Source organism: Winogradskyella pacifica (genome assembly GCF_003386275.1).
In the GTDB taxonomy this organism is placed as follows: domain Bacteria; phylum Bacteroidota; class Bacteroidia; order Flavobacteriales; family Flavobacteriaceae; genus Winogradskyella; species Winogradskyella pacifica.
The window spans coordinates 130,233-152,846 of sequence record NZ_QREI01000009.1; the positions used below are offsets into that span (position 1 = coordinate 130,233).

Consider the following 22,614-nt stretch of genomic DNA (forward strand, 5'->3'; position numbering starts at 1 on the left):
CAAGTCCTCGCAATTTGGATAAAACATCCAAATTTCTGTGGGCTTTCCACTATAGCCAAGTTGAATATGCTTTTTTTGTGTAAATAAATTGAATTATTTTTAGATTAATAGAAACGAAAAAATCTTAGCATAGCCTGTGTTACGGTACTATTTTTTTGTGAAAAGTAAGCTAAAAAGAAACGATTTATGACAACATTACATGTTTAATTTGGCATTTATCCTTAACGCCATCCGATGTGCAATTGTCACATCAAACCAAATATGATACTCTAAATCGATATCAATAGAGATTTTTATCTTTGCAGCATAGCGACTTTACGAGAAGCCTCAATTTTAATAATACATTCACTACTTTTGCAAAATATGGAAACTAAGAAAAAAGACGTAAGAGCACTAACCAAAGACCAATTAAGAGATTTCTTTGTGTCACAAGGAGATAAAGCTTTTAGAGGGAATCAGGTTTACGAGTGGTTATGGCAAAAGTCAGCACATAGTTTTGAAGATATGACTAACGTATCTCTAGAAACACGACAAATGTTAGAAGCTAATTTTGTAATTAACCATATCAAAGTAGATCAGATGCAACGTAGCTCTGATGGTACTATTAAGAACGCTGTAAGGCTTCATGATGATTTAATTGTAGAATCTGTGCTTATACCAACAGCAACCAGAACAACAGCTTGTGTGTCGTCTCAAGTAGGTTGTAGTTTAGATTGTAGGTTTTGTGCGACATCGCGATTAAAACGTATGCGGAATCTTAATCCAGATGAAATATACGACCAGGTTGTTGCCATTGATAACGAAAGTAGATTATATCATAACAGACCTTTAAGTAATATCGTTTTTATGGGAATGGGTGAACCTTTAATGAACTATAATAACGTGCTTAAAGCCATCGATAAAATTACATCGCCAGAAGGTTTAGGAATGTCTTCAAAACGAATTGTGGTATCAACCTCTGGAGTGCCAAAGATGATAAAGAAAATGGCTGATGATAATGTGAAGTTTAAGTTAGCGGTGTCTTTACATTCTGCAATAGACGAGATACGCACCTCCATAATGCCGTTTAACGCTACGTTTCCATTAAGCGATTTGAGAGAATCTCTTCAATATTGGTATGCAGCAACCAAGAATAGAATTACTTACGAATATGTAGTTTGGGATGGTATAAATGACCAACGAAAAGATGCTGAAGCTCTAGTTGAGTTTTGCAAATTTGCTCCCAGTAAAGTCAACCTTATAGAATACAATCCTATTGATGATGGCGAATTTCAACAAGCCAGCTCAAAAGCTATTGATATGTATGTTTCTGTTCTCGAAGCTAATAACATCACTGTAACGGTAAGGAGAAGTAGAGGGAAGGATATTGATGCGGCCTGTGGACAGTTGGCTAATAAAAGTTAGATTACTTTATATTAAGACATAAAAAAAAGCGGCAATTGCCGCTTTTTTAAATTTATATAATAGGTATTAACTCTTAACGAATTTGATCGTTTTAGAATTACCATTAATAGTTACTTTAGCTATATAAACGCCATCTGTTAAAGAAGAAACATTAATAGCTTCAGAAGCATTAGATAAAGACTTAGATAATACTTGTTGTCCAACTAAAGAATAAATTTCAACACTTGTTAATTCTGTATTAGCAGATTCTAAGTTAAGTGTCTGAAGATTCTTATTATAGTTATGACTGAAATTATTTTGTTCAAAATCATTTACACTAAGCGTTGAGCTAATTGATAAGTCCATTATCATAAACACATCGCTACCAGAAACCGGAGTTGTAGCATGTATCCCAACATGAAAATCACCAGATGTAGTAGGTGTATATGTAACTGTACTTGTATAAGCTTGAGTAATTAAATCATTTCCAGTCGTATCTCCGAATGTTCCGCTTTGTGTAATGTCAGTATAAGAACCAAGAATAGTTTGAGTTGTTGCTGAAGATGAAGGAGCATCTAAAACTGCAATCTCAAATGTTTCGTTTGCTAATCCATTTACATTTACACCATTATATACTACTGTTATTTGATATGCTGTTCCAGCTTCACCAGGTAATGCAGTAGTGAATATCCAATCATCTTTAGGAGTTAATGCATCTTGAGGAAACACGTTTGCAATAGGATCTAAAGTGCCATTACCATCTAAATCATTAATAGAATTATATGTCCAAGTTAGACCGTCATTGTTAGAATCTTCAACTGTGTAACAAACTTGATACCTTGTAGCATCAGTCCAATCTTCTGAATAAGGAAAAGAATTATCGCAAGAATAAGCTGTTTCACTTATTTCAAAATCAAAGCCTGCACCACTCCAACGATTATCAAATGCAATATAATAAGTAGTACCTGTTGATATTAACCACACCGCTTCAGATAAATAGCTTGTAGCTACATCGTCATTACCGCCAACACAAGTAAGAGCACCACATGCACCAGAGTAAACGTGTACTCGTGTGTCACCACCAAAATTTGCTGCTAAATCGGTAGTTACGGTCGCTATACCATCTGTAGTAGCAGTAAAAGAATACCATTCACCAGCAGTGGCTCCTATTCCATTGGCAGCACAAGTTGGGTCTGGTACATCAGTTCCATCTACTGCTGCAACTGTATGAGTTCCTGCTGTTACTACTGCTGCTGTCGCACAAGTGTCTTGAGCGTAATTAAATTGAAAAGCTGCTAAAGCTAATGCTAATAAAGTAATTTTTTTCATTTGTTTGTTTTTTTAACGATTAGTAGGTATAAAGTTACAAATTATTTTGAGGAGTAAAAGTTAAAATTCTATAATTCCCATTTTATGAATAAATAATAATAGAATTTGTAATTTCGCAATGATTTAAATAAAAAATGAAAATAACCGAACAAATAAAATTACCGATTGCCTACGAGATGGATCTTTTTGAACAAAAGTTTCAACTCTCTATGGCGAGTAAGGTGGCGCTTCTTAACCGAATTACACATTATATAGTGAATAGGAAGGGAAAACAGATGCGACCAATGTTTGTGTTTTTGGTGGCTAAAATGATGAATAATGGTGAAGTTAGTGAACGCACTTATAGAGGTGCTTCGGTAATAGAGCTCATTCATACAGCAACTTTGGTTCATGATGATGTGGTGGATGATAGCAACCGAAGACGTGGATTCTTTTCAATTAACGCCCTTTGGAAAAATAAAATTGCGGTTCTTATAGGGGATTTTCTACTCTCCAAAGGTTTGTTACTTTCTATAGATAACAATGATTTTGATTTACTAAAAATTATCTCTGTCGCTGTACGCGAAATGAGCGAAGGAGAATTACTTCAAATTGAAAAAGCCAGACAACTAGATATTACAGAAGATATTTATTACGAAATTATCCGACAAAAAACAGCAACTTTAATTGCAGCCTGTTGCAGTTTGGGTGCTGCTTCCGTAAAACCGAATTCACCAGAAGTAGAAGCGATGCGTAAATTTGGAGAGTTAATTGGTATGGCATTTCAAATAAAAGATGATTTGTTCGATTATGGTAAAGAGGCCATCGGCAAACCAACAGGTATAGATATTAAGGAACAAAAAATGACACTTCCACTTATTTATGTACTTAATAAGTGTACTAAGAAAGAAAAGTCATGGTTGATTAATTCGGTTAAAAATCACAATAAAGATAAAAAACGAGTTAACGAGGTCATTGCTTTTGTTAAAGACAATGGCGGCTTGGATTATGCGGTTTCTAAAATGAAAGCTTTTCAAGAAGAGGCCTTAATTATATTGGCAAATTACCCTGAGTCACCATACAAAGCTTCTCTAAAGCTTATGGTCGATTATGTTATTGATAGGAAAAAATAAAATTAAAGTAAGTCTAAGTTGACTATACTTTCATCATTTGGTAAGTATCCATAGCATCTCCAGAAATTGACTCCTTGGCCATTATATTTCCATACAATTTCATGATTGGGTGTGACTTCCCATAAACCATAGTCTCCTTCAGCAATTAATGTGTTTCCGTTTTTTAAACGTACAGCACCAGAAATTCTGCCAAAAAATAAATTCGGATCTGTAAAACTCCATACTATTGATGGTTCATTATCAGTATTTGGTAAAAGAGAAAAATCATTTGGTATATCTAACTCAAAGACTGTCGATTGATTAATGTCGTTGCCATTTCCATAGACGAGAACATTTCCGGCGCCAGGTTCATCTCCTTCTAGTAAATTTGGAAAATGATTGTTATAGAATAATCGTTCTCCTTCAGTGTTTTTATAGGCTTCAGGGTTTCCAAATCTATAGAGTAAATCTCCACCTTTATTGTAATTTCCTCCGGAATTTGTAGCAGCTTCAGCAGTAGTGGTACTATGGTCTATTACCCAAACTTCATTGTAATAATTTATACTTAAATAAATGACATCCTTTTCAGCGTCATAATCAATACCATTGGCATGCATAATATCACCATTGTCAACAATATTGTAATTAATATCTATGAGTTGAGGATTATCGCTTACATTTCCATAAGTTGCCAGTGTATCATATCTATCTTGTATAATATGGTCAAAACTATGCCATTCCCAAACTGTTTGATTAGTGTTTGGATTTATTTCAATTAAAACTTCAGGAAATATAGCTACAGTTGTATCAGCACCTGCCTGAGAAGATGAAATATTTCCTATTCTTTCCCATGCAATAAATAGTACATTTCCATTGGGTAACAATTCAACATCATGATGAGCAATTGAAGTCTCAGATGCATAAATGTATTCCCAGTCGGTCGTACCATCAGAATTCAGAATTCTTAATATTCCTCCAAATCCACCAAACGCTATTTCTGGACTACTAGATTTAAATATTCCCAATAACTTGCCATTTGGAAGAATTTCCAAATCGTTTCCTAAATTATCTTCAAATGTCCATTCATGTATTTTTAAACCTTCTTTATTTAATAAATAAGATGTGTTACTGCCATGTTCAACAGCTAAAACATATCCATTTTCAATAAGGTCACCATTGTACACTTCAACATTATCGGATAACGTGATAAGCGTATTCGATTGACTATCATCGTCGCTACAACTCAGGATTATAGCTCCAAAAAGGAATAGAAATGGTAAGTGTTTCATAGCAGTTTTCTTGTAAAATTAAGCGTATTAATTACAAGGGCAAATTATATAAAGTTTATTTTACGAGTTATTATTTTAAATCGTAGGCAGACTTATGGTCTGAAATCTTTTAAAGGGAGGCCTTTTTACGAGATGTTCTTAATGGTTTTAGAGAATTATTTAGGACTACTCTACTATACACCGCTAAAGTGGAAGGTGTATTGCGTAATTTATAAAACAAAAAAAAACAAATTTCAAACACCTTGAATTCAGGTAATTAAAAATTATTTTAATTATTTCTAGCTTCCCAAGCAACCCTTGGCTGTAAATTTGCGTCTTTATAAATAGAAAGGCATCTGAACGTCATCAGAATTTAAACCCAACCATGAAAGTTATTCAACTTCATAAAAATGAAACAAAACTTATAGAGCGCGCTGCGAAACAAAATCGCGAAGCACAACATGTATTGTACGAATTACACGCACCAAAAATGTTGAGTGTTTGTAGGTACTATATAAAAGATGTTTATCAAGCAGAAGAAGTAATGTTGAATGGTTTTTTTAAAGTGTTTAAATACTTGAAAACGTATAAACATGAAGGCAGCTTTGAAGGTTGGATAAGACGAATCATGGTGAGAGAATCCATATCTCATTTAAGGCAAAAGAAGACGATTGAATTTGCAGTTGAAGATGATTATTTAGATCAAGGTTCCGCAAACAACATTAATACAAATATCGAAGTTGCAGAAATACAACACCTCATAGATAGTTTGCCAGAAGGATACCGAATGGTTTTTGTAATGTATGCGATAGAAGGGTATAAGCATAATGAAATTGCTGAGTTATTAAAAATATCTGAAGGCACTTCAAAATCGCAATTATTTAAAGCAAGACAGATGCTTCAAAAGAAATTAAAAGAATTAAATAACAACAGTTATGGCACCAATTAAGTTTGAAGAAAATATAAAGGATAAGCTAGAGAAGCGAACCTTGTCGCCATCATCAGAAGGTTGGTCTAAGTTATCTGAACGTTTAGATGCAGAGGATAACAAATCTAAAAAACCAATGTTTTGGTGGTTAAGTATAGCTGCAGGTATATTAATTATGATTGCCATATCAATACCGTTTTTTAATACACCAGATTCGGAAATTGTGTTACCTCAGATCGTTGATGAGGACGTTATAGAGCAACAATTAAATAATGAAATCTTAAAACCAAATCAAAAAGAATCCATTAAGGTTGTCGTTGAGGATAAAAGCGTAGAAGATAAAAAAGAGGATTTAGCAGCAGATAACAAGTCAAATAAAATAGACTATAAAAAAGTGGTAAACAAAAAGTCTGAGTCTCAAGATCAATTGGCAAATACGGGTGAGCTAAAGAAGAAACGTATGCATCTAAATGAGGAAGAGCTATTGAATAATGAAGTACAACGTCTTTTAGAAGAGGCAAAATTAAAAATTGCAGTAGCAGATGCTATTGTAGCATTAAAGTCTGAAAAAGTATCGGTTACAGATCGAGAAATAGATTCATTATTAAAAATGGCGAGTAAAGAATTGTTTAAGCAAAACATTGAGAATAAATCATCAAGAACAGTAGATGCAAATAACTTATTAATGAGCGTTGAAGATGAAATGGGGCAATCTTTTAGAAGTAAGGTTTTTGAAGCTTTAAAGGAGAGTTACGGAACGGTTAAAACTGCTGTTGCAAATCGTAATAACTAGGTCCCTTTAAAAAAAGCGATCTCATTAAGGGATCCTAGAACAAGAATCAAATTAGTTTGGTTGCTAGCGTAGCCGAAGTAAACATCAATAATCAATAAATCAAAAAAACGAACAGTTATGAACAACATTACAAGATTAATAGTGTGCTTAGTGATAGCACTAGCATTTACAACAGTACAAGCACAAGAAACAAAGATTGATAGCACTAAAACGTCAGCGAATCACTTAAAAATTGAATCACTTAAAAATCTCAAAATTAACATTGAAAAAGAAGAAAGAGATTTTTTAAAGTCCGAAATAGCAGCAATTAATCAACGCTTAGATGACGGTAAAATAACAGCAGCTGAGGCAGAAAATCTAAAAAAAGAAGCTGCAAAAAACAGAGCTTTAAATATTGAAAATCGTTTAGCGATCATAGATAATAAAATCGCATTATTAAATAGAAACGATGATACTTATAGTGTTGAAGATGGTGAAGGGGATGGATTTGTTTTTAGAATAGGATCCGGAGAAGAGGACAAAGAAAGCTTTGTTTATTTTGGGGAAAAATCTAAGGATAAGCCTAGAAAATACGATAGACGTACAACTACAAATGTTGTCTTTGCGTTAGGATTTAATAATGCCATAATCGAAGGGCAAAGTTTAAATGATTCACCATATAAAATTGGAAATTCTAATTTCTATGAATTAGGCTATGCATGGAAAACAAGACTTTTTGAAGATACTAATTTTTGGAGGTTAAAATACGGTTTCTCTTTTCAGTGGAATAAATTTGAAATAAAGGACAATAATTACTTAGTGAATACTGATGGCGAGATTTCACTTCAAGAATTTCCTTCAGATTTAAACAAGGCAAAGTTTAGAACGACCAATTTAGTATTTCCGATGCACATAGAATTTGGACCTTCTAAAAAGATTGAAAAAGAAGATTATTTTAGATATTCAACATACAAAAAATTAAAAGTAGGTTTAGGTGGTTATGCTGGTCTAAATATTGGAAACATGCAAAAATTAAAATACAAAGATGATGGTGATAGAATAAAAAATAAACAACGTGGTGGATTTGAGGTTAACGAATTTGTATACGGTTTAAGTGGCTACGTAGCATTGGGAGAGATTGCTTTGTATGTGAAATATGACCTTAACCCAATATTTAAAAACCAAGTGGTAGAACAAAATAACATATCAGTAGGAATACGTTTTGATATGGATTAAATCAATCAATCAACTTTGCAGTGCTAGAGAGCCTTAATCGCGTTTTAGATTAAGGCTTTTTGTTTTTACATAATCAATCTGCCAATGCGAAGTCCTTTAACTAAAATCAAATTAGTTTTTGCGAATAGCTTTTAATACAAATTGTTTTATCTTAAATTTACAGACTTGCTAAAACACTAAAATTGATCTCACAAAATTCCATTGCACAAGTATTTGAAACCGCTCGCGTAGAAGAGGTAATTGGCGATTTTGTACAGTTAAAAAAAGCAGGTACGAATTATAAAGGTCTAAGTCCTTTTAGTGAAGAGCGTTCTCCAAGTTTCGTAGTGTCTCCAGTTAAACAAATTTGGAAGGATTTTTCGAGTGGAAAAGGTGGTAATGCTGTCACATTTTTAATGGAGCACGAACATTTTACATATCCTGAGGCTATAAAATACTTAGCTAAAAAGTACAATATTGAAATAGAGGAAACCGAACGTACCGACGAAGAAAGAGCACAAGCGGACAACCGTGAGAGTTTGTATTTGGTAAGTGAGTATGCGAGTAGTTATTTTCAGAATGTACTACATAAAACAAATCCAGGTAAAGCCATTGGTTTAAGCTATTTTAAGGAGCGGGGCTTCACAGAAGAAACCATAAAAAAATTCGATCTGGGTTATTCCTTAGACGAGTGGCAAGGTTTTACAGATGATGCTCTGGGTAAAGGGTATAAGCTTAATTTTTTAGAGCAAACAGGTTTAACTATTGTTAAAGGCGAAAAACGTTTCGATAGATTTAAAGGCCGAGTAATGTTTCCTATTCATAGTATGAGTGGGCGTGTTCTTGGTTTTGGTGGACGTATTTTAACTAACGATAAAAAAGCAGCGAAATATCTAAATTCACCAGAGAGTGAAATTTATCATAAAAGTAAGATATTGTATGGCCTATATCATGCCAAGCAAACGATAGCAAAAGAAGATAATTGTTATTTGGTAGAAGGTTATACTGATGTTATTCAGTTTCATCAAACAGGTATTACCAACGTAGTGTCTTCTTCTGGTACAGCGTTATCGCCAGACCAAATTCGACTAATTAATCGTTTAACAAATAATATTACCGTGCTTTTTGATGGCGATGCCGCAGGAATTAGAGCATCCATTCGAGGTATCGATTTAATATTAGAGCAAGGTGTAAATGTTAAGATTTGTACGTTTCCTGATGGTGAAGATCCAGATAGTTTTTCTAAATCAAACACCTTAGAAGAACTTACGGCTTATCTTGAAGGGAATGCCAAAGATTTTATTCAGTTTAAAGCCTCGCTTTTAGTTAAGGAGGCTAATAATGATCCGATTAAAAAAGCGGAGACCATTCGCGAAATCGTGAACAGCATTGCTAAGATTCCAGATCAAATCAAACGTGAAATTTACATTCAAGAATGTGCGCGTATCATGGATATTAGCGAGAATGTTCTATTTACAACCTTAGCACAAATTAATAATAAACAGGCTCAGGATAATAATAAACCCAAGTCTTATATTTCATCTAGTTCTTCTGATCCAAATGAACCTCCATTTGAAGTTTTTAGGAATGAAGAGCCTAGTCGTAAGCCAAAAGTTGATATTCAATATGAATTAGAAAAAAAAATTATTGAAATTTTGATGCTTTATGGTGATAGAACAGAGCAGTTTGAGGACTTAATTCTACAAGAGGATGAGACCTCAGGGGAGTTGCTTTTAGAGCCAACAAAACATGAAGCACGTGTATTTGAGAAAGTGTATTTAGATCTTCAAGAGGATGAAATGCAATTTTCTAATCCACAATTTAAAGCACTTTATTATTCTATTATTGACAAGTTGAATCAAGAAGAAGGGTTTTCAACCAAAAACTTCATTAATCAATTAGACCAAGATGCTGCAAGTACAGTTACAAGTATTTTAATGGAGGATGAGCGCTATAACCTTCACGATTGGGAGCGTAATCTAATTATACCTAAAGAAAAGAAAGATTCTGTGTCACAGCTAGTGAGTCAAACTATTCTAAGTTTACGCTGTCATTTAATTGATCAAAAAGTAGCCGAATATAAAAATGAAACCTTAAAAGAAAATGTCGATCTACGTGTTATAATGGAAGATGTAAAAGACTATGTTGGTCTTAAAATGTTGTTGTCTCGTAAGTTAGGTAAGGTTTTGGGTTAGGTAAATACCGAGTTAAGTTAAATTGTGGTGCTTTGCTTGATGAATTAAATCTACAATATTTGTTACATTTAACTTCTTAAACAATCGGGCTTTATACGTGCTAACGGTTTTTTCGTTAATATCTAACTCTTGCGCTATTTCTTTGTTTTTACGACCTATAGAGAGTAGCTTTAAAACTTCAACCTCTCTAGTAGATAGCTTTTTAAACATGCGACTTCTGCTTTTGCGCGTGTCTTCATAACGGAAATGCTTATCCATTTTTTCGCTTAGAGATGTTTCTCCAGCGCTAATTTTTCTAATGGCAGTTTCTATTTCGTCAACGCTCGCTCCTTTATTTAAATAACCAGAAGCACCTGCTTTAATCGTGCTTATAGCGTATATTTCTTCAGGTTGATGACTAAACATTAAAACCTGAACAGATTTATTTTCTTTTTTTATGGCTCTCAGTGCAGTAATTCCGTTAAGTTCTGGTAAGTCGATTTCAGATATAATAACGTCAACTTTATTGCGTCTTACAAATTCAAATATCTCAATTCCACTTCCTAAACTACCGATGACTTTAAAATCTGCTTTACTGTTTAAGAATAGTTCTAATCCTGTCCTTACAATAGGATGACTATCTACAATCAGAATATGTATCATGATAATTGTATTTTGGTATTTGGTTAGGGTTAATTATGGCTTTATAAAATGTTAATTTCTAAAACTTTGTGGGTGCTTATTGAGTAAAAATAGTTAAAAATTAAATAATTTAGCTAAATTGTTTTATAAAATGCAATAATTATTTTAAATTTTTAGGAATTTCACAAACTGGTATTGGGTTCATTTTGTGTTTGTTGGATGAATTGTAGCGTGAGTAGATCTCAATTACTTCGCGTTTTCTTCCTTCATAATCGTTAGCAGTCTTACCTTCTTCTGTAACTTGCATTGCCCATTCCAATTCTGGGTAAGATGCGCCAATTTGATCTTCGTCGCTACGAGCATCTCCAAAGAGACCATCGCTAGGAGCAGCTTCTATGATTGATTTTGGTACGTTTAAATAGTTTCCAATAGCATACACTTCTGATTTCATTAAATCGGCAATAGGACTTAAATCAACTCCGCCGTCACCATATTTTGTGTAAAACCCAACACCAAAATCTTCAACTTTATTACCTGTGCCAGCAACCAAAAGACCTAAGAGTCCTGCGTGGTAGTACAGCGTTGTCATTCGCAAACGAGCTCTGGTGTTAGCTAAAGCCATATCAACCGTGGCTTGTTTACCTTCTAAGCTGACTTCGGTTTTAAATTCTTCAAATACGGGAGTTAAGTTTACAACCGTGTCTTTTACATTAGGATACTGGCTTTTTAAAAACGAAATATGTTCTTGGGCTCTTGTTACGTGGCTTGGAGCTTGGTGAATTGGCATTTCTATGCATAGAACGTCAAAACCAGTTTTTGCACATAGAGTAGAGGTTACTGCAGAATCAATTCCGCCAGAAATTCCAACAACAAAACCATTTACTTTGGCTTTTGTAGCATAGTCTTTTAGCCAATTTACAATGTGATCTACTACGTTTTCAGTTTGCATAATTTTTAATTTTTAAAACAAAGAAGTGTACCTTTGCACAACAAAAATAACGCAATCGAGTTAGGATTAAAAATATTTTACCAGATGCAGATAAGAATTTACTTTATTTTATTAATAGTGTTTACAATGTTTTCTTGTGATGAGGAATCTAAAATTGAACAAGAAATCGCTAAAATTGAAGTAGATTTTAATGTAGAACGTTTCGATAAAGCATTTTATGAGGCAACACCTAAGGATTTAGGACAGCTAAAAATGGAGTATCCATTTATGTTTTCTAAACAAACGCCAGATTCTATTTGGGTGAATAGAATTAACGACACTTTGCAGAATGAAATTCTACAAGAAGTGGATATTGCTTTTAAAGATTTTAAGGAGCCAAAGGAAGAATTGATTGCTATGTTTCAGCATATCAAATATTATGATAAAGTGTTTTCTGTACCAAGAGTTATAACCTTAACAAATGATGTACAGTATCGAGATAATGTTATTGTTACTGATAGTATTGCTTTGATAGCCTTAGATAATTACTTAGGAGAAACGCATCGTTTTTATGTAGATGGTAATATACCAGCATATTTGGCTAAAAACTTTACACAAGAACAAATTGTGGTGGATTTGGCAGATGGTTATGCGAAGAAATATGTTTTTCAAGCCAACAGAAAAACCTTGCTAGATGAAATGATCTACTTCGGAAAGTTGCTCTATTTTAAAGATGTTATAATTCCGTTTAAAACAGATGCCGAAAAAATGGGCTATTCAGAACTGCAGCTAAAATGGGCTGAAGCAAATGAAAGTCAAATCTGGAGTTATTTTATTGAGAAAGAATTATTATACAGTACAGACCCTAAATTGCCAAATCGTTTTATTGCAGACGCACCGTTTACAAAGTTTTATCTCCAATTAGATAATGAGTCGCCAGGACGTTTAGGTCAGTATTTAGGCTGGCAAATTGTAAAAGCTTATGCAGAGACTACAGGAAAAGATATGATGAAAATTATGCAAACTGAACCTGAAGAAATATTTAGAAAATCAAAATTTAAACCAAAAAAGTAATGTCTAAACTTATAAAATCTAAAATAGTATTAAACGTTGAACTTGATGAGAATAGAGTCCCAGAAAAACTAAACTGGTCAGCTCAAGATGGAGGCGTAGATAACGAAGAGGCTAAAGCGATTATGTTGTCTGTATGGGATAGTAATGCGCAAGAAACCTTAAAGATAGACTTGTGGACAAAAGATATGCCAGTAGATGAAATGAAACTCTTCTTTCATCAAACATTAGTAACAATGAGCGATTCGTTCCTAAGAGCAACTCAAGACGAAAAAATGACTGGAGATATGAAAGATTTTTGCGATTATTTTGCGGAAAAGCTTGAGCTTAAAAAGTAGAATATCTTATTTGCTGATGTGATTATGATCCGTTTTATAGTACGGAACTAGATTAAAGCTGTCCGATTCGATATTCATATAGTTTGTCTTGTTCTTTCTTTTGTGTTGCACAAAACCAGTTGTATTGTGGATTTGCCAAACAGTAAGCTCGTTTAATCGTCCTGAGAAAGTTCTCATATCAATCTCATTTTTTTGAATCATACGATCAACAGTTTTCTGGTCTGCTATTTTTAAAACTTTTTCAGAACTAGATCCGTTGTTTATTTTATAAACGACCCAATAAGTAGAATTTACAGTATTAGTTGTAGAATGCTCTATCTTTTTTGGTGGTAGAATTGACTTTTGAAATGCGACACCTTCATTTTTATATAACTGAAGTTTGTTTTCTTTTTTGCTGATAGGAGTAGCTGTTTTTCCTGATAAATTTAAATCGGTTTTTCCGCTATTATTCTCAAATCCAAATGATTCTTCTTTAGCTGAAGCGACTATGTTTTCTGTGTTTACTAAGTCTGTTTTTGAAGGATTTATGCCTTTACCAATAGTATTCGTAGGGGTAGCGAGTAAAGGAATTGGTTCTGGTAAATTGAAACTTTCATTTCGTAAGAGTGTAATAACAATAAGTTTATCAATAAGCACTGCTTCAACAGCGTAGCGCCCCACAGGTATGTCAGCAATTAGAATTTTTGCCTCTGTGTCTTTAACTTTAATGATACGTTCAAAATCATCATTAAAAATCATGATTTCGTAAATAGTACGCTCAGATTTAAAGATAATGCTATCTTCAGATGTATTAAGGTGATGCTGTAGCTCTTTAGCTCTATTGTTTACATTTTGAATTAGTTCGGATTTTTGTCCGTAAACTAAAGATGATAAAAGGAACAATACGATGAAGTATAGCAGTCTCATAATAAGTAGGTTTTTTGTTTTGGGAAACAATTTTAATACTAAGCAAAACAATTAGATGGCTTAAGTATTACTGACAAAGTTAGAAGCTTTTTGATGTACTGTCTTAAAATTCAGATACATGGTACATTTCTTTGATAATGTGTTGTGTTCACCGATATAACACATATAATATCGTGGAAAGTGTTGTTTATTCTATTTTATAATAGAGCTAATCATTATTAAAAACTTATAAGTTCTGAATACTATTGGCTGTAGAATAATAAGGGGTATGGTTATACAAATCGGTTGAAGATGAATACACAAATTCTGGATTTGAAACCTGATTTTCCATAAATGCTCCTTTGTTATAAACTTCCCAAACAGTCAACTTGTTTAGTTTGCCAGAATCACTGTTTATTTCAAGTTTATGTCTATGAATCATTTTGTCTACTGATTTCTGATCTGCTAATCTCATCGTTTTACTAGAGCCACTTTCATTAATAATTTGTGTTTCTGTCCAGAAATATTTTTGATTTTTAGTGCTATGACTTTTAGTTTTTCCTCTGGTTAAAATAAATTCTATGCTTTTATTTGGGGAACTTTTAATGACTTTTAATTCTTCATCTAACATCATTCCTTTTCCTTCTATTATTTGTTCTAGGTTGGGATACAGACTAGAATGGGAAGCGTCATTGTAGTCGTCATGCTTTATTAGATCTATAGGTATTATCTTTTCGTCTAGCCTAGTTTCTATTATGTAATTTCCATTCGGAATATCTTTTAATGAGATTTGGATAATGTTGGCGTCGACTATAATTAGTTGCTCGTAATTTTCATTAAAAATTTCAACTTTTAAAATTTTAGAATCACAAGACAACATTAAGCTGTCTTTAGTCGCGTTTAAATTGTGTTTTAATTCTTTAGCTTTTGGGTTTGTATTTTGAAGCAAAACGGTGTTTTGACCAAAACTAATTGAGGTCAAAAGTAGGACTAACAATATGCTAATGTTTTTAATCATAACAATTATATTTTTAAGTTAGAGAACTTGCAAATAATCTGTTTTGGGACATCACTATTTGATTTGTGTTATACTAAGTTATAATCATAAATTGATAGATAATTATTTTCAAGGTGTGTTGCGTTTTTTCTAGATAATACACTTAGGTCCTCGTTGTAAGGCAAATAAACAAGATTTAATTGCACCTTGTTTCATGTATTTTGAATTGTATTTTTCTTAAATTAGCCTATGCGAAAAATACTATTTGGTGTTGTCTTAACCTTAATTGTTGTATTTACTTTTAGGTATTGTAATGATAAACAGGAAGATAAAATTGTACTTAAAGAAAGTAGTGCTTTAATTCAGGAGCAAATTAAAAATGTTGGTAAACTCGTGGTTACCGAAGGGCATTTTAGTGAGGTGTTTACGTATAAGAATTCTAAAGGTGTTTTTGGGGATTTAATTTCAGCCGAAAAGAAAGCTGTAGTCATCGTAAATGCAGATGTAACTATTGGGTACGATTTAAGTAAAATTGAATATAAAATTGATGAAGCAACTAAAACACTTCAAATTCTAAGTATTCCGAAAGAAGAAATTAAAATCAGTCCAGATTTTGAATATTACGATATGCAGGCAGATTATCTTAATCCATTTGAAGCCAAAGATTACAACAGTATAAAAGAGACGGTGAACAAGTCACTAATGAAAAAGATTGAAGCATCTGACTTAAAATCGAATGCACAAAACAGATTAATTAGCGAATTGTCAAAGTTCTTTATGTTGACTAATTCTTTAGGTTGGACACTAGAATACAACCAAAATCCTATTTCAGAATTAAGTGAGCTTAATAATCTAGAACGTATATTCGATTAAAACTTAGCTCAACTTTCGTTGTAGGCTACTCATGCCTCCACCATTGATAGCATCAACACCTTTGGATTTTAGTAGGCTTGCTGCGCTGCCTGAACGCATGCCGCTTGCACAATAGGCTATAACAGGTTTGTTCAGCTTTTTAACTTCATTAAGTCTAGCACCTAATTCCTGAACCGGAATATGTAAAGCATTTTTAATATGACCGCCTTGGTATTCACTAGGAGTTCTAACATCTAAAATTACAGCATCTTTTTCTAAGTATTCTGCAACCTTGTTAGTCGATTTTCCAAATAAAGCATTAAATAGTCCCATGGTATTTATTTTTAAGCAAACTTCTGAAAAGTTAACGGAAGTCTTCGTAATCAAAGTTACATTAAAATTACGTTGCACTTAAAATTCTGACTATTTTAGTACTTTATAGCGCCATGAAACAAGAGACACGTCAAGAAGAAATTATAAGAGTTGCAGCCAAACTCTTTAAGGAAAAAGGATACAGTGCCGTCACTATGCGAGATTTAGCTACGGCTATGAACATCAAAGCGGCGAGTTTATACAACCACATCAATTCCAAACAAGATATATTAGAAAGTATCATTATTTCTATTGCGGAAAAATTTACGGTAGGTATGACTTCTGTTTTGGCAAGTGATGCTACCTGTATCGAAAAACTAAAGGAAATCATTGCGCTTCATGTCGAAATTTCAAGTCAAAACATTTATGGTATGGCAGCTTTAAATCACGATTGGATGCATTTAGAGGCACAATTAAATCATTACAAAAAGTTGCGTAGTGATTATGAAAACGATTTTAAAACGATTCTTATCGAAGGTGTAAATTCAGGTGAAATCATAGATATAAAACCAGATGTAATGATGTTTTCCATCTTAACCACCTTACGTTCTCTTTATTTATGGATACCCAAAAAGGAAGATGTAAACCTAAAAGAACTCACCAATAACCTCAATGAAATTCTTATAAAAGGTGTTGTGAAATAAATTTAAATTTATTTACTAACTTTGTCAAACAAACTAACAAGTGTTAGTTTGTTAGTTCAACAACATCTATGGCGCAGTTTTATAAGCTTAAAATTAAAGATATATATAAGGAGACCGAAGATACTTCAGTCATAACCTTTGAAGTTCCCTCAGAGTTACACAGTGCATTCAAATTTCGTCAAGGTCAGCATTTAACTTTAAAAGCAGACATTAACGGAGAAGATGTGCGTCGCTCGTATTCGCTTTGTTCAAGTCCATCAGACGGTCAATGGAAAGTTGCTGTAAAGCTGATTCCAGGCGGAAAATTTTCAACCTATATAAACGACGAATTAAAAACCGGTGACCAATTAGAAGTAATGTCACCTAGCGGAACATTTGGAGTAGAAGTTAGCGCGGAAAAAGCAAAAAATTATTTGTTTTTTGCAGCCGGAAGTGGTGTTACACCAGTTCTCTCAATGGTTAAAGCGCATTTGCAAGCAGAACCAAATTCAACTTGTAAATTATTTTACGTTAATAAGACGGCAAAATCCATTATCTTTAAGGAAGAACTTGAGCAGCTTAGAAATACTTATTTCGGAAGATTCGAAATCTATTATTTCTTAACCAAAGAACGAAGAGATATCGAATTGTTCAATGGACGATTTGATGATGAAAAGATGCAGGTTTTAACAAAAACGTTCATTGATATTCCAGATACAAGTGAAGTGTTTTTGTGTGGTCCAGAAAAAATGGTCAATTATGTCAGTGAATATCTCATCAATGCAGGATTACCAAAAGAGCTCGTGCATTATGAGTTGTTTGTAACCGGACTTTCAGATGAAGATATAAAGAGAGCAGAGCGTTTAGCACAGCAAAACGTAGAAGGAGTTGAAGTTACTATTGTCGATGGCGGAAAAGAATTCGTTTTCACCATGACCAAAGAATACGATAATATATTAGATGCCGCTTTAGGAGCAGGTGCAGATTTGCCTTTCGCATGTAAAGGAGGCGTTTGTAGTACTTGTAAATGTCAAGTTATAGATGGTGCGGTTGAGATGAAAATCAATTACGCACTAGACGAAAAAGAAGTATCACAAAATCTAGTGTTAAGCTGTCAAGCTGTACCAACAACAGAAAAAGTAGTTGTCGATTTTGATGTGTAGTAATCCTGCAAGGTTTCAAAAACCTTGTAGGTATGTAAGTTATTTAAAATAATGATTTCGGCGTTACCCAAAAGGGTCAGGCTTTCCACTATATCTTTTTTAAGAAAAATAAAAAAGGATGTCGTTGCAATCCTTAACGCGCCAACAGCAAAAGGCCAACAACCAACAGCTAATAAAAAAATAAAGTTCAACCAGCTAAAGGCCAAAAGCCAATAGCTAATAGCTATAAAGATGAGTGAAGAACAAATAAAAAATCTAGAAGAACAATTCGAAGCTCGTATCGCAAGAGACGAGAAAATCGAACCTAAAGACTGGATGCCAGAAAAATATCGTAAAACGCATATTCGTCAGATGTCGCAACACGCACATTCCGAAATTGTAGGCATGCTTCCCGAAGGCAATTGGATTACTAGAGCACCTTCGTTGAGACGAAAAGTGGCCTTGTTAGCTAAAGTTCAAGATGAAGCTGGTCATGGTTTATACCTCTATTCTGCTTGTGAAACCTTAGGTGTTTCTCGAGATGAGTTATACGAACAATTGCATTCCGGAAAAGCAAAATATTCTTCCATATTTAATTACCCAACCATCACTTGGGCAGATATGGGAGCTGTAGGTTGGCTAGTTGATGGTGCTGCGATTATAAATCAAGTACCACTTTGTAATACATCTTATGGTCCTTATGCAAGAGCAATGGTTCGTGTGTGTAAAGAAGAAAGTTTTCATCAACGTCAAGGTTTTGAAATCATGATGAAGTTGGCAAACGGAGCACCTGAGCAAAAAGAATTAGCACAAGATGCTTTAAATCGTTGGTGGTGGCCAAGTTTAATGATGTTAGGTCCAACAGACGCAGAATCTATACATACAGAACAATCCATGAAATGGAAATTGAAACGAAAATCGAATGATGATTTACGTCAGCAATTTATAGATCAAACGGTTCCTCAAGCCGAATTAATCGGACTTACCATCCCCGATCCAGATTTAAAATGGAACGAAGAACGTCAAAGCTATGATTTCGGAGAAATTAATTGGGATGAATTTTGGCAAGTCGTCAAAGGTCATGGACCTTGTAATAAAGAACGAATGAAAGCAAGAGTTGGTGCATGGGAAGAAGGCGAATGGGTTAGAGATGCAGCTATGGCTTATGCAGAAAAGAAACAAGCAAGAAAACAAAAACAAGCAATTTAAGAAGTCGAAACTGAAACTGAAGTTGAAAAATGAGCGACAGGAAATTTGATTTAACGGAAAGACTTGAAGATTTTGCTGCTACAATCATAATTTTATATGATAAAAAGCCTTTGTCTTATGCAGGCGATTATCTAGCTAAACAATTGATAAGGTCGTCATGTTCTTCATCTTTAAATTATGGTGAAGTTTTAGGTGCAGGAACCGATAGAGATAAAATAAATAAACTGAGAATTTGCTTAAAAGAGTTAAGAGAATCGCTAAGAAACTTAAATATTCAAACTAAAGCAAGGTTGTTTTCAGAAGAAGATTTAAAAGGTCTGAAAGACGAAAATGACCAATTAATAAGAATAATAGTAACAAGAATTAAAAACATAGGTTGAATTTTAGATTGATGTATTTCAATTTCGAGTTCAACTTCAAATTCAATTTCATAATGAGTAAAAACTGGCCACTTTGGGAAATCTTCGTAAGAAGTAAAAATGGATTAGAACATCGTCATTTCGGAAGCCTTCATGCTGCAGATGCAGAAATGGCTCTAGAAAATGCAAGAGATGTATATACAAGACGAAATGAAGGTGTGAGTATTTGGGTTGTGGAATCAATAAATATTACAGCATCAAATCCAGAACACAATGGTGAAATGTTTGAGCCTGCTCAAGATAAAGTTTATCGTCATCCAACATTTTACGATTTGCCAGACGAGGTGAAACATATGTAACAGTGAAATCGAAATTGAATCTGAATCTGAAAATATGAATGGGATAAAATTTGATTTAACAGAACGACTTGAAGATTTTGCGGCTGCAATAATTATTCTGTATGATAAAAAGCCATTGTCTTATGCAGGAGATTATTTAGCAAAACAGCTTATACGCTCATCTTGTTCTTCAGCATTAAATTATGGAGAAGCATTAGGGGCTGGAACTGATAAAGATAAAATAAATAAATTGAGAATTTCTTTAAAAGAATTAAGAGAGAGCCAACGAAATTTGAATATTCAATCTAAAGCTCAATTATTTTCAGAGGAAAGTCTTTCAAATTTAAAAGATGAAAATGACCAATTAATTAGAATAATGGTCACAAGAATTAAAAACATTAATTAGATTTTTTGATTTCGAGTGAGTTTTCAACTTCGATTTCAATTTCAATTTCAATTTCAATTTAAAATGAAACAAAACTTATACAACTATATACTTGGCATAGCAGACAACAGCCTAATCCTCGGTCAAAGACTAGGAGAATTAACAGGTCATGGTCCAAGTTTAGAAACAGACATTGCCTGCACAAATATCTCATTAGATTTGTTTGGCCAAGTGCGAAGCTATTTTCAATATGCTGCAAAAATAGCAGGTGACGATAGAACAGAAGACGATATCGCCATGCTTCGTAAAGAGCGCGAATATAAAAGTGTATTGTTGGTAGAACAACCAAATACAAATTTCGCCTACACTATGGCGCGTCAGTTTTTATTCGATGTGTACCACTTAGCATTTCTTGCCGAATTACAAAAAAGTACCGATTTAACATTGTCTGCAATTGCGAATAAATGTATAAAAGAAGTGAGTTATCACGAACGTTTTTCTTCAGATTGGATAAAGCGTTTAGGTGACGGTACAGAGGAAAGTAAAGCAAAAATGCAAGAAGCTATTGATGGTTTATGGACGTATACCGATGAGTTATTTCATCAAACCGAAGCAGATAAAGCTATGGTTGCAGAAGGAATAGGTGTTGATGTTACAAAACTGAAAGACGCTTATTATGCCCGAGTGAGTGAGATTTTAGAAGAATCAACCCTTGAAACACCTGAATCGAAGTGGTTTCAAAAAGGAGGTAAAGAAGGGATTCATACGGAGCATTTAGGCTATTTATTAACGGAGCTTCAATACATGCAACGTGCTTATCCTAATATGGAATGGTAAAAAATAAAAGAAATTGAAATCGAATTTGAACTTGAAATAAGAACACTTCAAATTCAGTTTCAACTTCAACTTCAAATTCAAAAAATGACAACAACAGAACAAAACATAGACGAAATCTTAATTCCAATTCTGGAAAAAGTTTCCGATCCCGAAATCCCCGTATTATCCATCATGGATATGGGAGTGGTACGTTCTGCGGTTATAAAAAATAATATCGTTAAAGTTGAAATCACACCAACCTATAGTGGTTGTCCAGCAATGGATGTGATTGGCGATGATATAAAATCAGCATTAAAAGTCGCAGGATACGAGTCTAAAGTAGAATTGATTTTACATCCTGCTTGGACCACCGATTGGATTACACCAAGAGGAAGAAAAGCATTAGAAGATTACGGAATTGCAGCACCTTTAAGCGCAGAAGCAGATAAAGATGTATTGCTTAACGATAAAAGAATAGTTAAGTGTACCAATTGTGGTTCACAAAACACAAGATTAGTAAGTCAGTTTGGTTCCACAGCTTGTAAAGCGCAGTTTCAATGTGACGATTGTCAAGAACCATTTGATTATTTCAAGTGCTTAAAATAAAGCAAAAGTCAGATTTGAAACTAAAAATCTAAATCGAACGATTGTCCCCTTGAGGGGACTTTAGGGGTGTTTTAAATTAAAAATAAATTATAAAATGAACTCAATTCTTTTAAAAATAGAAAATAAAATAGCATACATAACGCTAAACCGACCAGAAGTATTTAATAGTTTCAATCGTGAAATGGCATTTTTATTGCACGACACATTAGATGCTTGTGAAAAAAATGAAGAAGTGAGAGCTATTGTTTTAACCGGAAATGGAAAAGCATTTTGTGCTGGTCAAGATTTAAAAGAAGTGACGGATCCAGATTTAAATCCTGGATTCAAAAAAATATTAGAAGAGCATTACAATCCAATAATTACTAGAATTAGAAATATTAAAAAACCAGTAATTGCAGCTGTAAACGGAGTAGCAGCAGGAGCGGGAGCAAACATTGCTTTAGCTTGTGATATTGTTGTCGCACATGAAAAAGTAAGTTTCATTCAAGCCTTTAGTTTAATTGGCTTAGTTCCGGATAGTGCAGGGACGTTCTTTTTACCAAGACTAATCGGTTTTCAAAAAGCATTAGCATTAGCGATGCTAGGTGATAAAATTGGAGCTGCAGAAGCTGAAAAAATGGGCATGATTTACAAATGTGTTCCGACAGAGGAATTTGAAGAAACGATTAATAAGCTAGCTTTAAAACTCGCAAACATGCCAACAAAAGCTCTTGGTATGATTAAAGAATTGTTTAATAAATCGATGACTAACGATTTAGAATCGCAATTAGCTTTAGAATCTAAATTACAAATAGAAGCCGCACAAAGTGACGATTACAAAGAAGGAGTCGCTGCATTTATAGAAAAACGTCAACCAAATTTTAAAGGAAATTAAAATTATTCATCCGAATA

25 protein-coding genes are annotated in these 22,614 nt (G+C 33.6%); 18 read left to right on the forward strand and 7 right to left on the reverse strand.

Annotated features, from left to right (window positions below):
* The first annotated feature begins 363 nt into the window (after positions 1-363).
* Complete coding sequence (gene rlmN / locus DFQ09_RS16365) at positions 364-1,404, forward strand: 23S rRNA (adenine(2503)-C(2))-methyltransferase RlmN (RefSeq protein WP_115812264.1); 1,041 nt, start codon at positions 364-366, stop codon at positions 1,402-1,404.
* Positions 1,405-1,470: 66 nt separating this feature from the next.
* Here the strand turns inward: rlmN and DFQ09_RS16370 are convergent, their stop codons facing one another.
* Complete coding sequence (locus DFQ09_RS16370) at positions 1,471-2,712, reverse strand: T9SS type A sorting domain-containing protein (RefSeq protein ID WP_115812266.1); 1,242 nt, start codon at positions 2,710-2,712, stop codon at positions 1,471-1,473.
* Between the two features lie 134 nt (positions 2,713-2,846).
* Here DFQ09_RS16370 and DFQ09_RS16375 point away from each other — a divergent pair, with 134 nt between their 5' ends.
* Positions 2,847-3,824, forward strand: coding sequence for a polyprenyl synthetase family protein (locus DFQ09_RS16375; protein WP_115812268.1), 978 nt, complete (start codon positions 2,847-2,849; stop codon positions 3,822-3,824).
* A gap of 2 nt (positions 3,825-3,826) precedes the next feature.
* Here DFQ09_RS16375 and DFQ09_RS16380 read toward each other — a convergent pair whose 3' ends face one another.
* Positions 3,827-5,092, reverse strand: coding sequence for an aryl-sulfate sulfotransferase (locus DFQ09_RS16380; protein WP_115812270.1), 1,266 nt, complete (start codon positions 5,090-5,092; stop codon positions 3,827-3,829).
* 364 nt (positions 5,093-5,456) lie between these two features.
* Between DFQ09_RS16380 and DFQ09_RS16385 the strand changes: the two genes are divergently transcribed.
* The 4 genes from DFQ09_RS16385 (at position 5,457) to dnaG (ending at position 10,181) form a co-directional block, all read left to right on the forward strand.
* Complete coding sequence (locus tag DFQ09_RS16385; protein ID WP_115812272.1) at positions 5,457-6,020, forward strand: RNA polymerase sigma factor; 564 nt, start codon at positions 5,457-5,459, stop codon at positions 6,018-6,020.
* Positions 6,007-6,792: a hypothetical protein gene (locus DFQ09_RS16390; RefSeq protein ID WP_115812274.1), complete on the forward strand. Its 786-nt coding sequence runs from the start codon at positions 6,007-6,009 to the stop codon at positions 6,790-6,792. Before DFQ09_RS16385 ends, DFQ09_RS16390 begins: the two co-directional genes overlap by 14 nt.
* 117 nt (positions 6,793-6,909) lie before the next feature.
* Positions 6,910-8,007 carry a hypothetical protein gene (locus DFQ09_RS16395; protein WP_115812276.1) on the forward strand — a complete coding sequence of 366 codons (1,098 nt, stop codon included), beginning with the start codon at positions 6,910-6,912 and terminating at the stop codon, positions 8,005-8,007.
* A gap of 182 nt (positions 8,008-8,189) precedes the next feature.
* On the forward strand, positions 8,190-10,181 hold the full coding sequence (dnaG, locus tag DFQ09_RS16400) for a DNA primase (protein WP_115812278.1): 1,992 nt from the start codon (positions 8,190-8,192) through the stop codon (positions 10,179-10,181).
* A 12-nt stretch (positions 10,182-10,193) separates the two neighbouring features.
* Here dnaG and DFQ09_RS16405 read toward each other — a convergent pair whose 3' ends face one another.
* Together DFQ09_RS16405 and nadE are read right to left on the reverse strand one after the other, a co-directional pair.
* Positions 10,194-10,823, reverse strand: a complete 630-nt coding sequence (locus DFQ09_RS16405) for a response regulator (RefSeq protein ID WP_020895207.1) — start codon at positions 10,821-10,823, stop codon at positions 10,194-10,196.
* Between the two features lie 139 nt (positions 10,824-10,962).
* Complete coding sequence (gene nadE, locus DFQ09_RS16410) at positions 10,963-11,751, reverse strand: NAD(+) synthase (protein ID WP_115812280.1); 789 nt, start codon at positions 11,749-11,751, stop codon at positions 10,963-10,965.
* Between the two features lie 84 nt (positions 11,752-11,835).
* Here nadE and gldB point away from each other — a divergent pair, with 84 nt between their 5' ends.
* Together gldB and gldC are read left to right on the forward strand one after the other, a co-directional pair.
* Positions 11,836-12,804, forward strand: coding sequence for a gliding motility lipoprotein GldB (gene gldB, locus DFQ09_RS16415; protein ID WP_115812425.1), 969 nt, complete (start codon positions 11,836-11,838; stop codon positions 12,802-12,804).
* Positions 12,804-13,139: a gliding motility protein GldC gene (gene gldC / locus DFQ09_RS16420; RefSeq protein WP_115812282.1), complete on the forward strand. Its 336-nt coding sequence runs from the start codon at positions 12,804-12,806 to the stop codon at positions 13,137-13,139. The genes gldB and gldC overlap by 1 nt, the downstream gene beginning before the upstream one ends.
* A gap of 6 nt (positions 13,140-13,145) precedes the next feature.
* Here the strand turns inward: gldC and DFQ09_RS16425 are convergent, their stop codons facing one another.
* Both DFQ09_RS16425 and DFQ09_RS16430 read right to left on the reverse strand, forming a co-directional pair.
* A complete protein-coding gene (locus DFQ09_RS16425) occupies positions 13,146-14,045 on the reverse strand; it encodes a hypothetical protein (protein WP_147298362.1) in 900 nt (299 codons plus the stop codon).
* A gap of 226 nt (positions 14,046-14,271) precedes the next feature.
* On the reverse strand, positions 14,272-15,042 hold the full coding sequence (locus DFQ09_RS16430; protein WP_115812287.1) for a hypothetical protein: 771 nt from the start codon (positions 15,040-15,042) through the stop codon (positions 14,272-14,274).
* Between the two features lie 228 nt (positions 15,043-15,270).
* Here DFQ09_RS16430 and DFQ09_RS16435 point away from each other — a divergent pair, with 228 nt between their 5' ends.
* The gene (locus DFQ09_RS16435; RefSeq protein WP_115812289.1) at positions 15,271-15,894 is read left to right on the forward strand and encodes a DUF4230 domain-containing protein; all 624 of its coding nucleotides are present in this window, start codon (positions 15,271-15,273) and stop codon (positions 15,892-15,894) included.
* Positions 15,895-15,897: 3 nt separating this feature from the next.
* On the opposite strand, the gene DFQ09_RS16440 is transcribed toward DFQ09_RS16435, so the two are convergent.
* Positions 15,898-16,206 (reverse strand): rhodanese-like domain-containing protein, encoded by a 309-nt coding sequence (locus tag DFQ09_RS16440; RefSeq protein WP_115812291.1) that lies wholly within the window; start codon positions 16,204-16,206, stop codon positions 15,898-15,900.
* 113 nt (positions 16,207-16,319) lie between these two features.
* Between DFQ09_RS16440 and DFQ09_RS16445 the strand changes: the two genes are divergently transcribed.
* From DFQ09_RS16445 to DFQ09_RS16485, 9 genes are all read left to right on the forward strand, one after another.
* Positions 16,320-16,889 carry a TetR/AcrR family transcriptional regulator gene (locus DFQ09_RS16445; RefSeq protein WP_115812293.1) on the forward strand — a complete coding sequence of 190 codons (570 nt, stop codon included), beginning with the start codon at positions 16,320-16,322 and terminating at the stop codon, positions 16,887-16,889.
* 68 nt (positions 16,890-16,957) lie between these two features.
* Positions 16,958-18,031 (forward strand): FAD-binding oxidoreductase, encoded by a 1,074-nt coding sequence (locus tag DFQ09_RS16450; RefSeq protein ID WP_115812295.1) that lies wholly within the window; start codon positions 16,958-16,960, stop codon positions 18,029-18,031.
* 231 nt (positions 18,032-18,262) lie between these two features.
* The gene (gene paaA, locus DFQ09_RS16455; protein WP_115812297.1) at positions 18,263-19,219 is read left to right on the forward strand and encodes a 1,2-phenylacetyl-CoA epoxidase subunit PaaA; all 957 of its coding nucleotides are present in this window, start codon (positions 18,263-18,265) and stop codon (positions 19,217-19,219) included.
* Positions 19,220-19,248: 29 nt separating this feature from the next.
* Positions 19,249-19,599 carry a four helix bundle protein gene (locus tag DFQ09_RS16460; RefSeq protein ID WP_115812299.1) on the forward strand — a complete coding sequence of 117 codons (351 nt, stop codon included), beginning with the start codon at positions 19,249-19,251 and terminating at the stop codon, positions 19,597-19,599.
* A gap of 53 nt (positions 19,600-19,652) precedes the next feature.
* The gene (gene paaB, locus DFQ09_RS16465) at positions 19,653-19,937 is read left to right on the forward strand and encodes a 1,2-phenylacetyl-CoA epoxidase subunit PaaB (protein WP_115812301.1); all 285 of its coding nucleotides are present in this window, start codon (positions 19,653-19,655) and stop codon (positions 19,935-19,937) included.
* Positions 19,938-19,971: 34 nt separating this feature from the next.
* Positions 19,972-20,322 (forward strand): four helix bundle protein, encoded by a 351-nt coding sequence (locus DFQ09_RS16470; protein ID WP_115812303.1) that lies wholly within the window; start codon positions 19,972-19,974, stop codon positions 20,320-20,322.
* Positions 20,323-20,385: 63 nt separating this feature from the next.
* Positions 20,386-21,138, forward strand: a complete 753-nt coding sequence (gene paaC, locus DFQ09_RS16475; RefSeq protein ID WP_115812305.1) for a 1,2-phenylacetyl-CoA epoxidase subunit PaaC — start codon at positions 20,386-20,388, stop codon at positions 21,136-21,138.
* 84 nt (positions 21,139-21,222) lie between these two features.
* Positions 21,223-21,723 carry a 1,2-phenylacetyl-CoA epoxidase subunit PaaD gene (gene paaD, locus DFQ09_RS16480; protein ID WP_115812307.1) on the forward strand — a complete coding sequence of 167 codons (501 nt, stop codon included), beginning with the start codon at positions 21,223-21,225 and terminating at the stop codon, positions 21,721-21,723.
* 94 nt (positions 21,724-21,817) lie between these two features.
* The gene (locus DFQ09_RS16485; protein ID WP_115812309.1) at positions 21,818-22,597 is read left to right on the forward strand and encodes an enoyl-CoA hydratase-related protein; all 780 of its coding nucleotides are present in this window, start codon (positions 21,818-21,820) and stop codon (positions 22,595-22,597) included.
* Positions 22,598-22,614: the final 17 nt, after the last annotated feature.

Bases quoted from the DNA above. Each gene is read 5' to 3' on its own strand.
- rlmN (WP_115812264.1), top strand. From the start codon at position 364: ATGGAAACTAAGAAAAAAGACGTAAGAGCACTAACCAAAGACCAATTA.
- DFQ09_RS16370 (WP_115812266.1), bottom strand. From the start codon at position 2,712: ATGAAAAAAATTACTTTATTAGCATTAGCTTTAGCAGCTTTTCAATTT.
- DFQ09_RS16375 (WP_115812268.1), top strand. From the start codon at position 2,847: ATGAAAATAACCGAACAAATAAAATTACCGATTGCCTACGAGATGGAT.
- DFQ09_RS16380 (WP_115812270.1), bottom strand. From the start codon at position 5,092: ATGAAACACTTACCATTTCTATTCCTTTTTGGAGCTATAATCCTGAGT.
- DFQ09_RS16385 (WP_115812272.1), top strand. From the start codon at position 5,457: ATGAAAGTTATTCAACTTCATAAAAATGAAACAAAACTTATAGAGCGC.
- DFQ09_RS16390 (WP_115812274.1), top strand. From the start codon at position 6,007: ATGGCACCAATTAAGTTTGAAGAAAATATAAAGGATAAGCTAGAGAAG.
- DFQ09_RS16395 (WP_115812276.1), top strand. From the start codon at position 6,910: ATGAACAACATTACAAGATTAATAGTGTGCTTAGTGATAGCACTAGCA.
- DFQ09_RS16405 (WP_020895207.1), bottom strand. From the start codon at position 10,823: ATGATACATATTCTGATTGTAGATAGTCATCCTATTGTAAGGACAGGA.
- nadE (WP_115812280.1), bottom strand. From the start codon at position 11,751: ATGCAAACTGAAAACGTAGTAGATCACATTGTAAATTGGCTAAAAGAC.
- gldB (WP_115812425.1), top strand. From the start codon at position 11,836: ATGCAGATAAGAATTTACTTTATTTTATTAATAGTGTTTACAATGTTT.
- gldC (WP_115812282.1), top strand. From the start codon at position 12,804: ATGTCTAAACTTATAAAATCTAAAATAGTATTAAACGTTGAACTTGAT.
- DFQ09_RS16425 (WP_147298362.1), bottom strand. From the start codon at position 14,045: ATGAGACTGCTATACTTCATCGTATTGTTCCTTTTATCATCTTTAGTT.
- DFQ09_RS16430 (WP_115812287.1), bottom strand. From the start codon at position 15,042: ATGATTAAAAACATTAGCATATTGTTAGTCCTACTTTTGACCTCAATT.
- DFQ09_RS16435 (WP_115812289.1), top strand. From the start codon at position 15,271: ATGCGAAAAATACTATTTGGTGTTGTCTTAACCTTAATTGTTGTATTT.
- DFQ09_RS16440 (WP_115812291.1), bottom strand. From the start codon at position 16,206: ATGGGACTATTTAATGCTTTATTTGGAAAATCGACTAACAAGGTTGCA.
- DFQ09_RS16445 (WP_115812293.1), top strand. From the start codon at position 16,320: ATGAAACAAGAGACACGTCAAGAAGAAATTATAAGAGTTGCAGCCAAA.
- DFQ09_RS16450 (WP_115812295.1), top strand. From the start codon at position 16,958: ATGGCGCAGTTTTATAAGCTTAAAATTAAAGATATATATAAGGAGACC.
- paaA (WP_115812297.1), top strand. From the start codon at position 18,263: ATGAGTGAAGAACAAATAAAAAATCTAGAAGAACAATTCGAAGCTCGT.
- DFQ09_RS16460 (WP_115812299.1), top strand. From the start codon at position 19,249: ATGAGCGACAGGAAATTTGATTTAACGGAAAGACTTGAAGATTTTGCT.
- paaB (WP_115812301.1), top strand. From the start codon at position 19,653: ATGAGTAAAAACTGGCCACTTTGGGAAATCTTCGTAAGAAGTAAAAAT.
- DFQ09_RS16470 (WP_115812303.1), top strand. From the start codon at position 19,972: ATGAATGGGATAAAATTTGATTTAACAGAACGACTTGAAGATTTTGCG.
- paaC (WP_115812305.1), top strand. From the start codon at position 20,386: ATGAAACAAAACTTATACAACTATATACTTGGCATAGCAGACAACAGC.
- paaD (WP_115812307.1), top strand. From the start codon at position 21,223: ATGACAACAACAGAACAAAACATAGACGAAATCTTAATTCCAATTCTG.
- DFQ09_RS16485 (WP_115812309.1), top strand. From the start codon at position 21,818: ATGAACTCAATTCTTTTAAAAATAGAAAATAAAATAGCATACATAACG.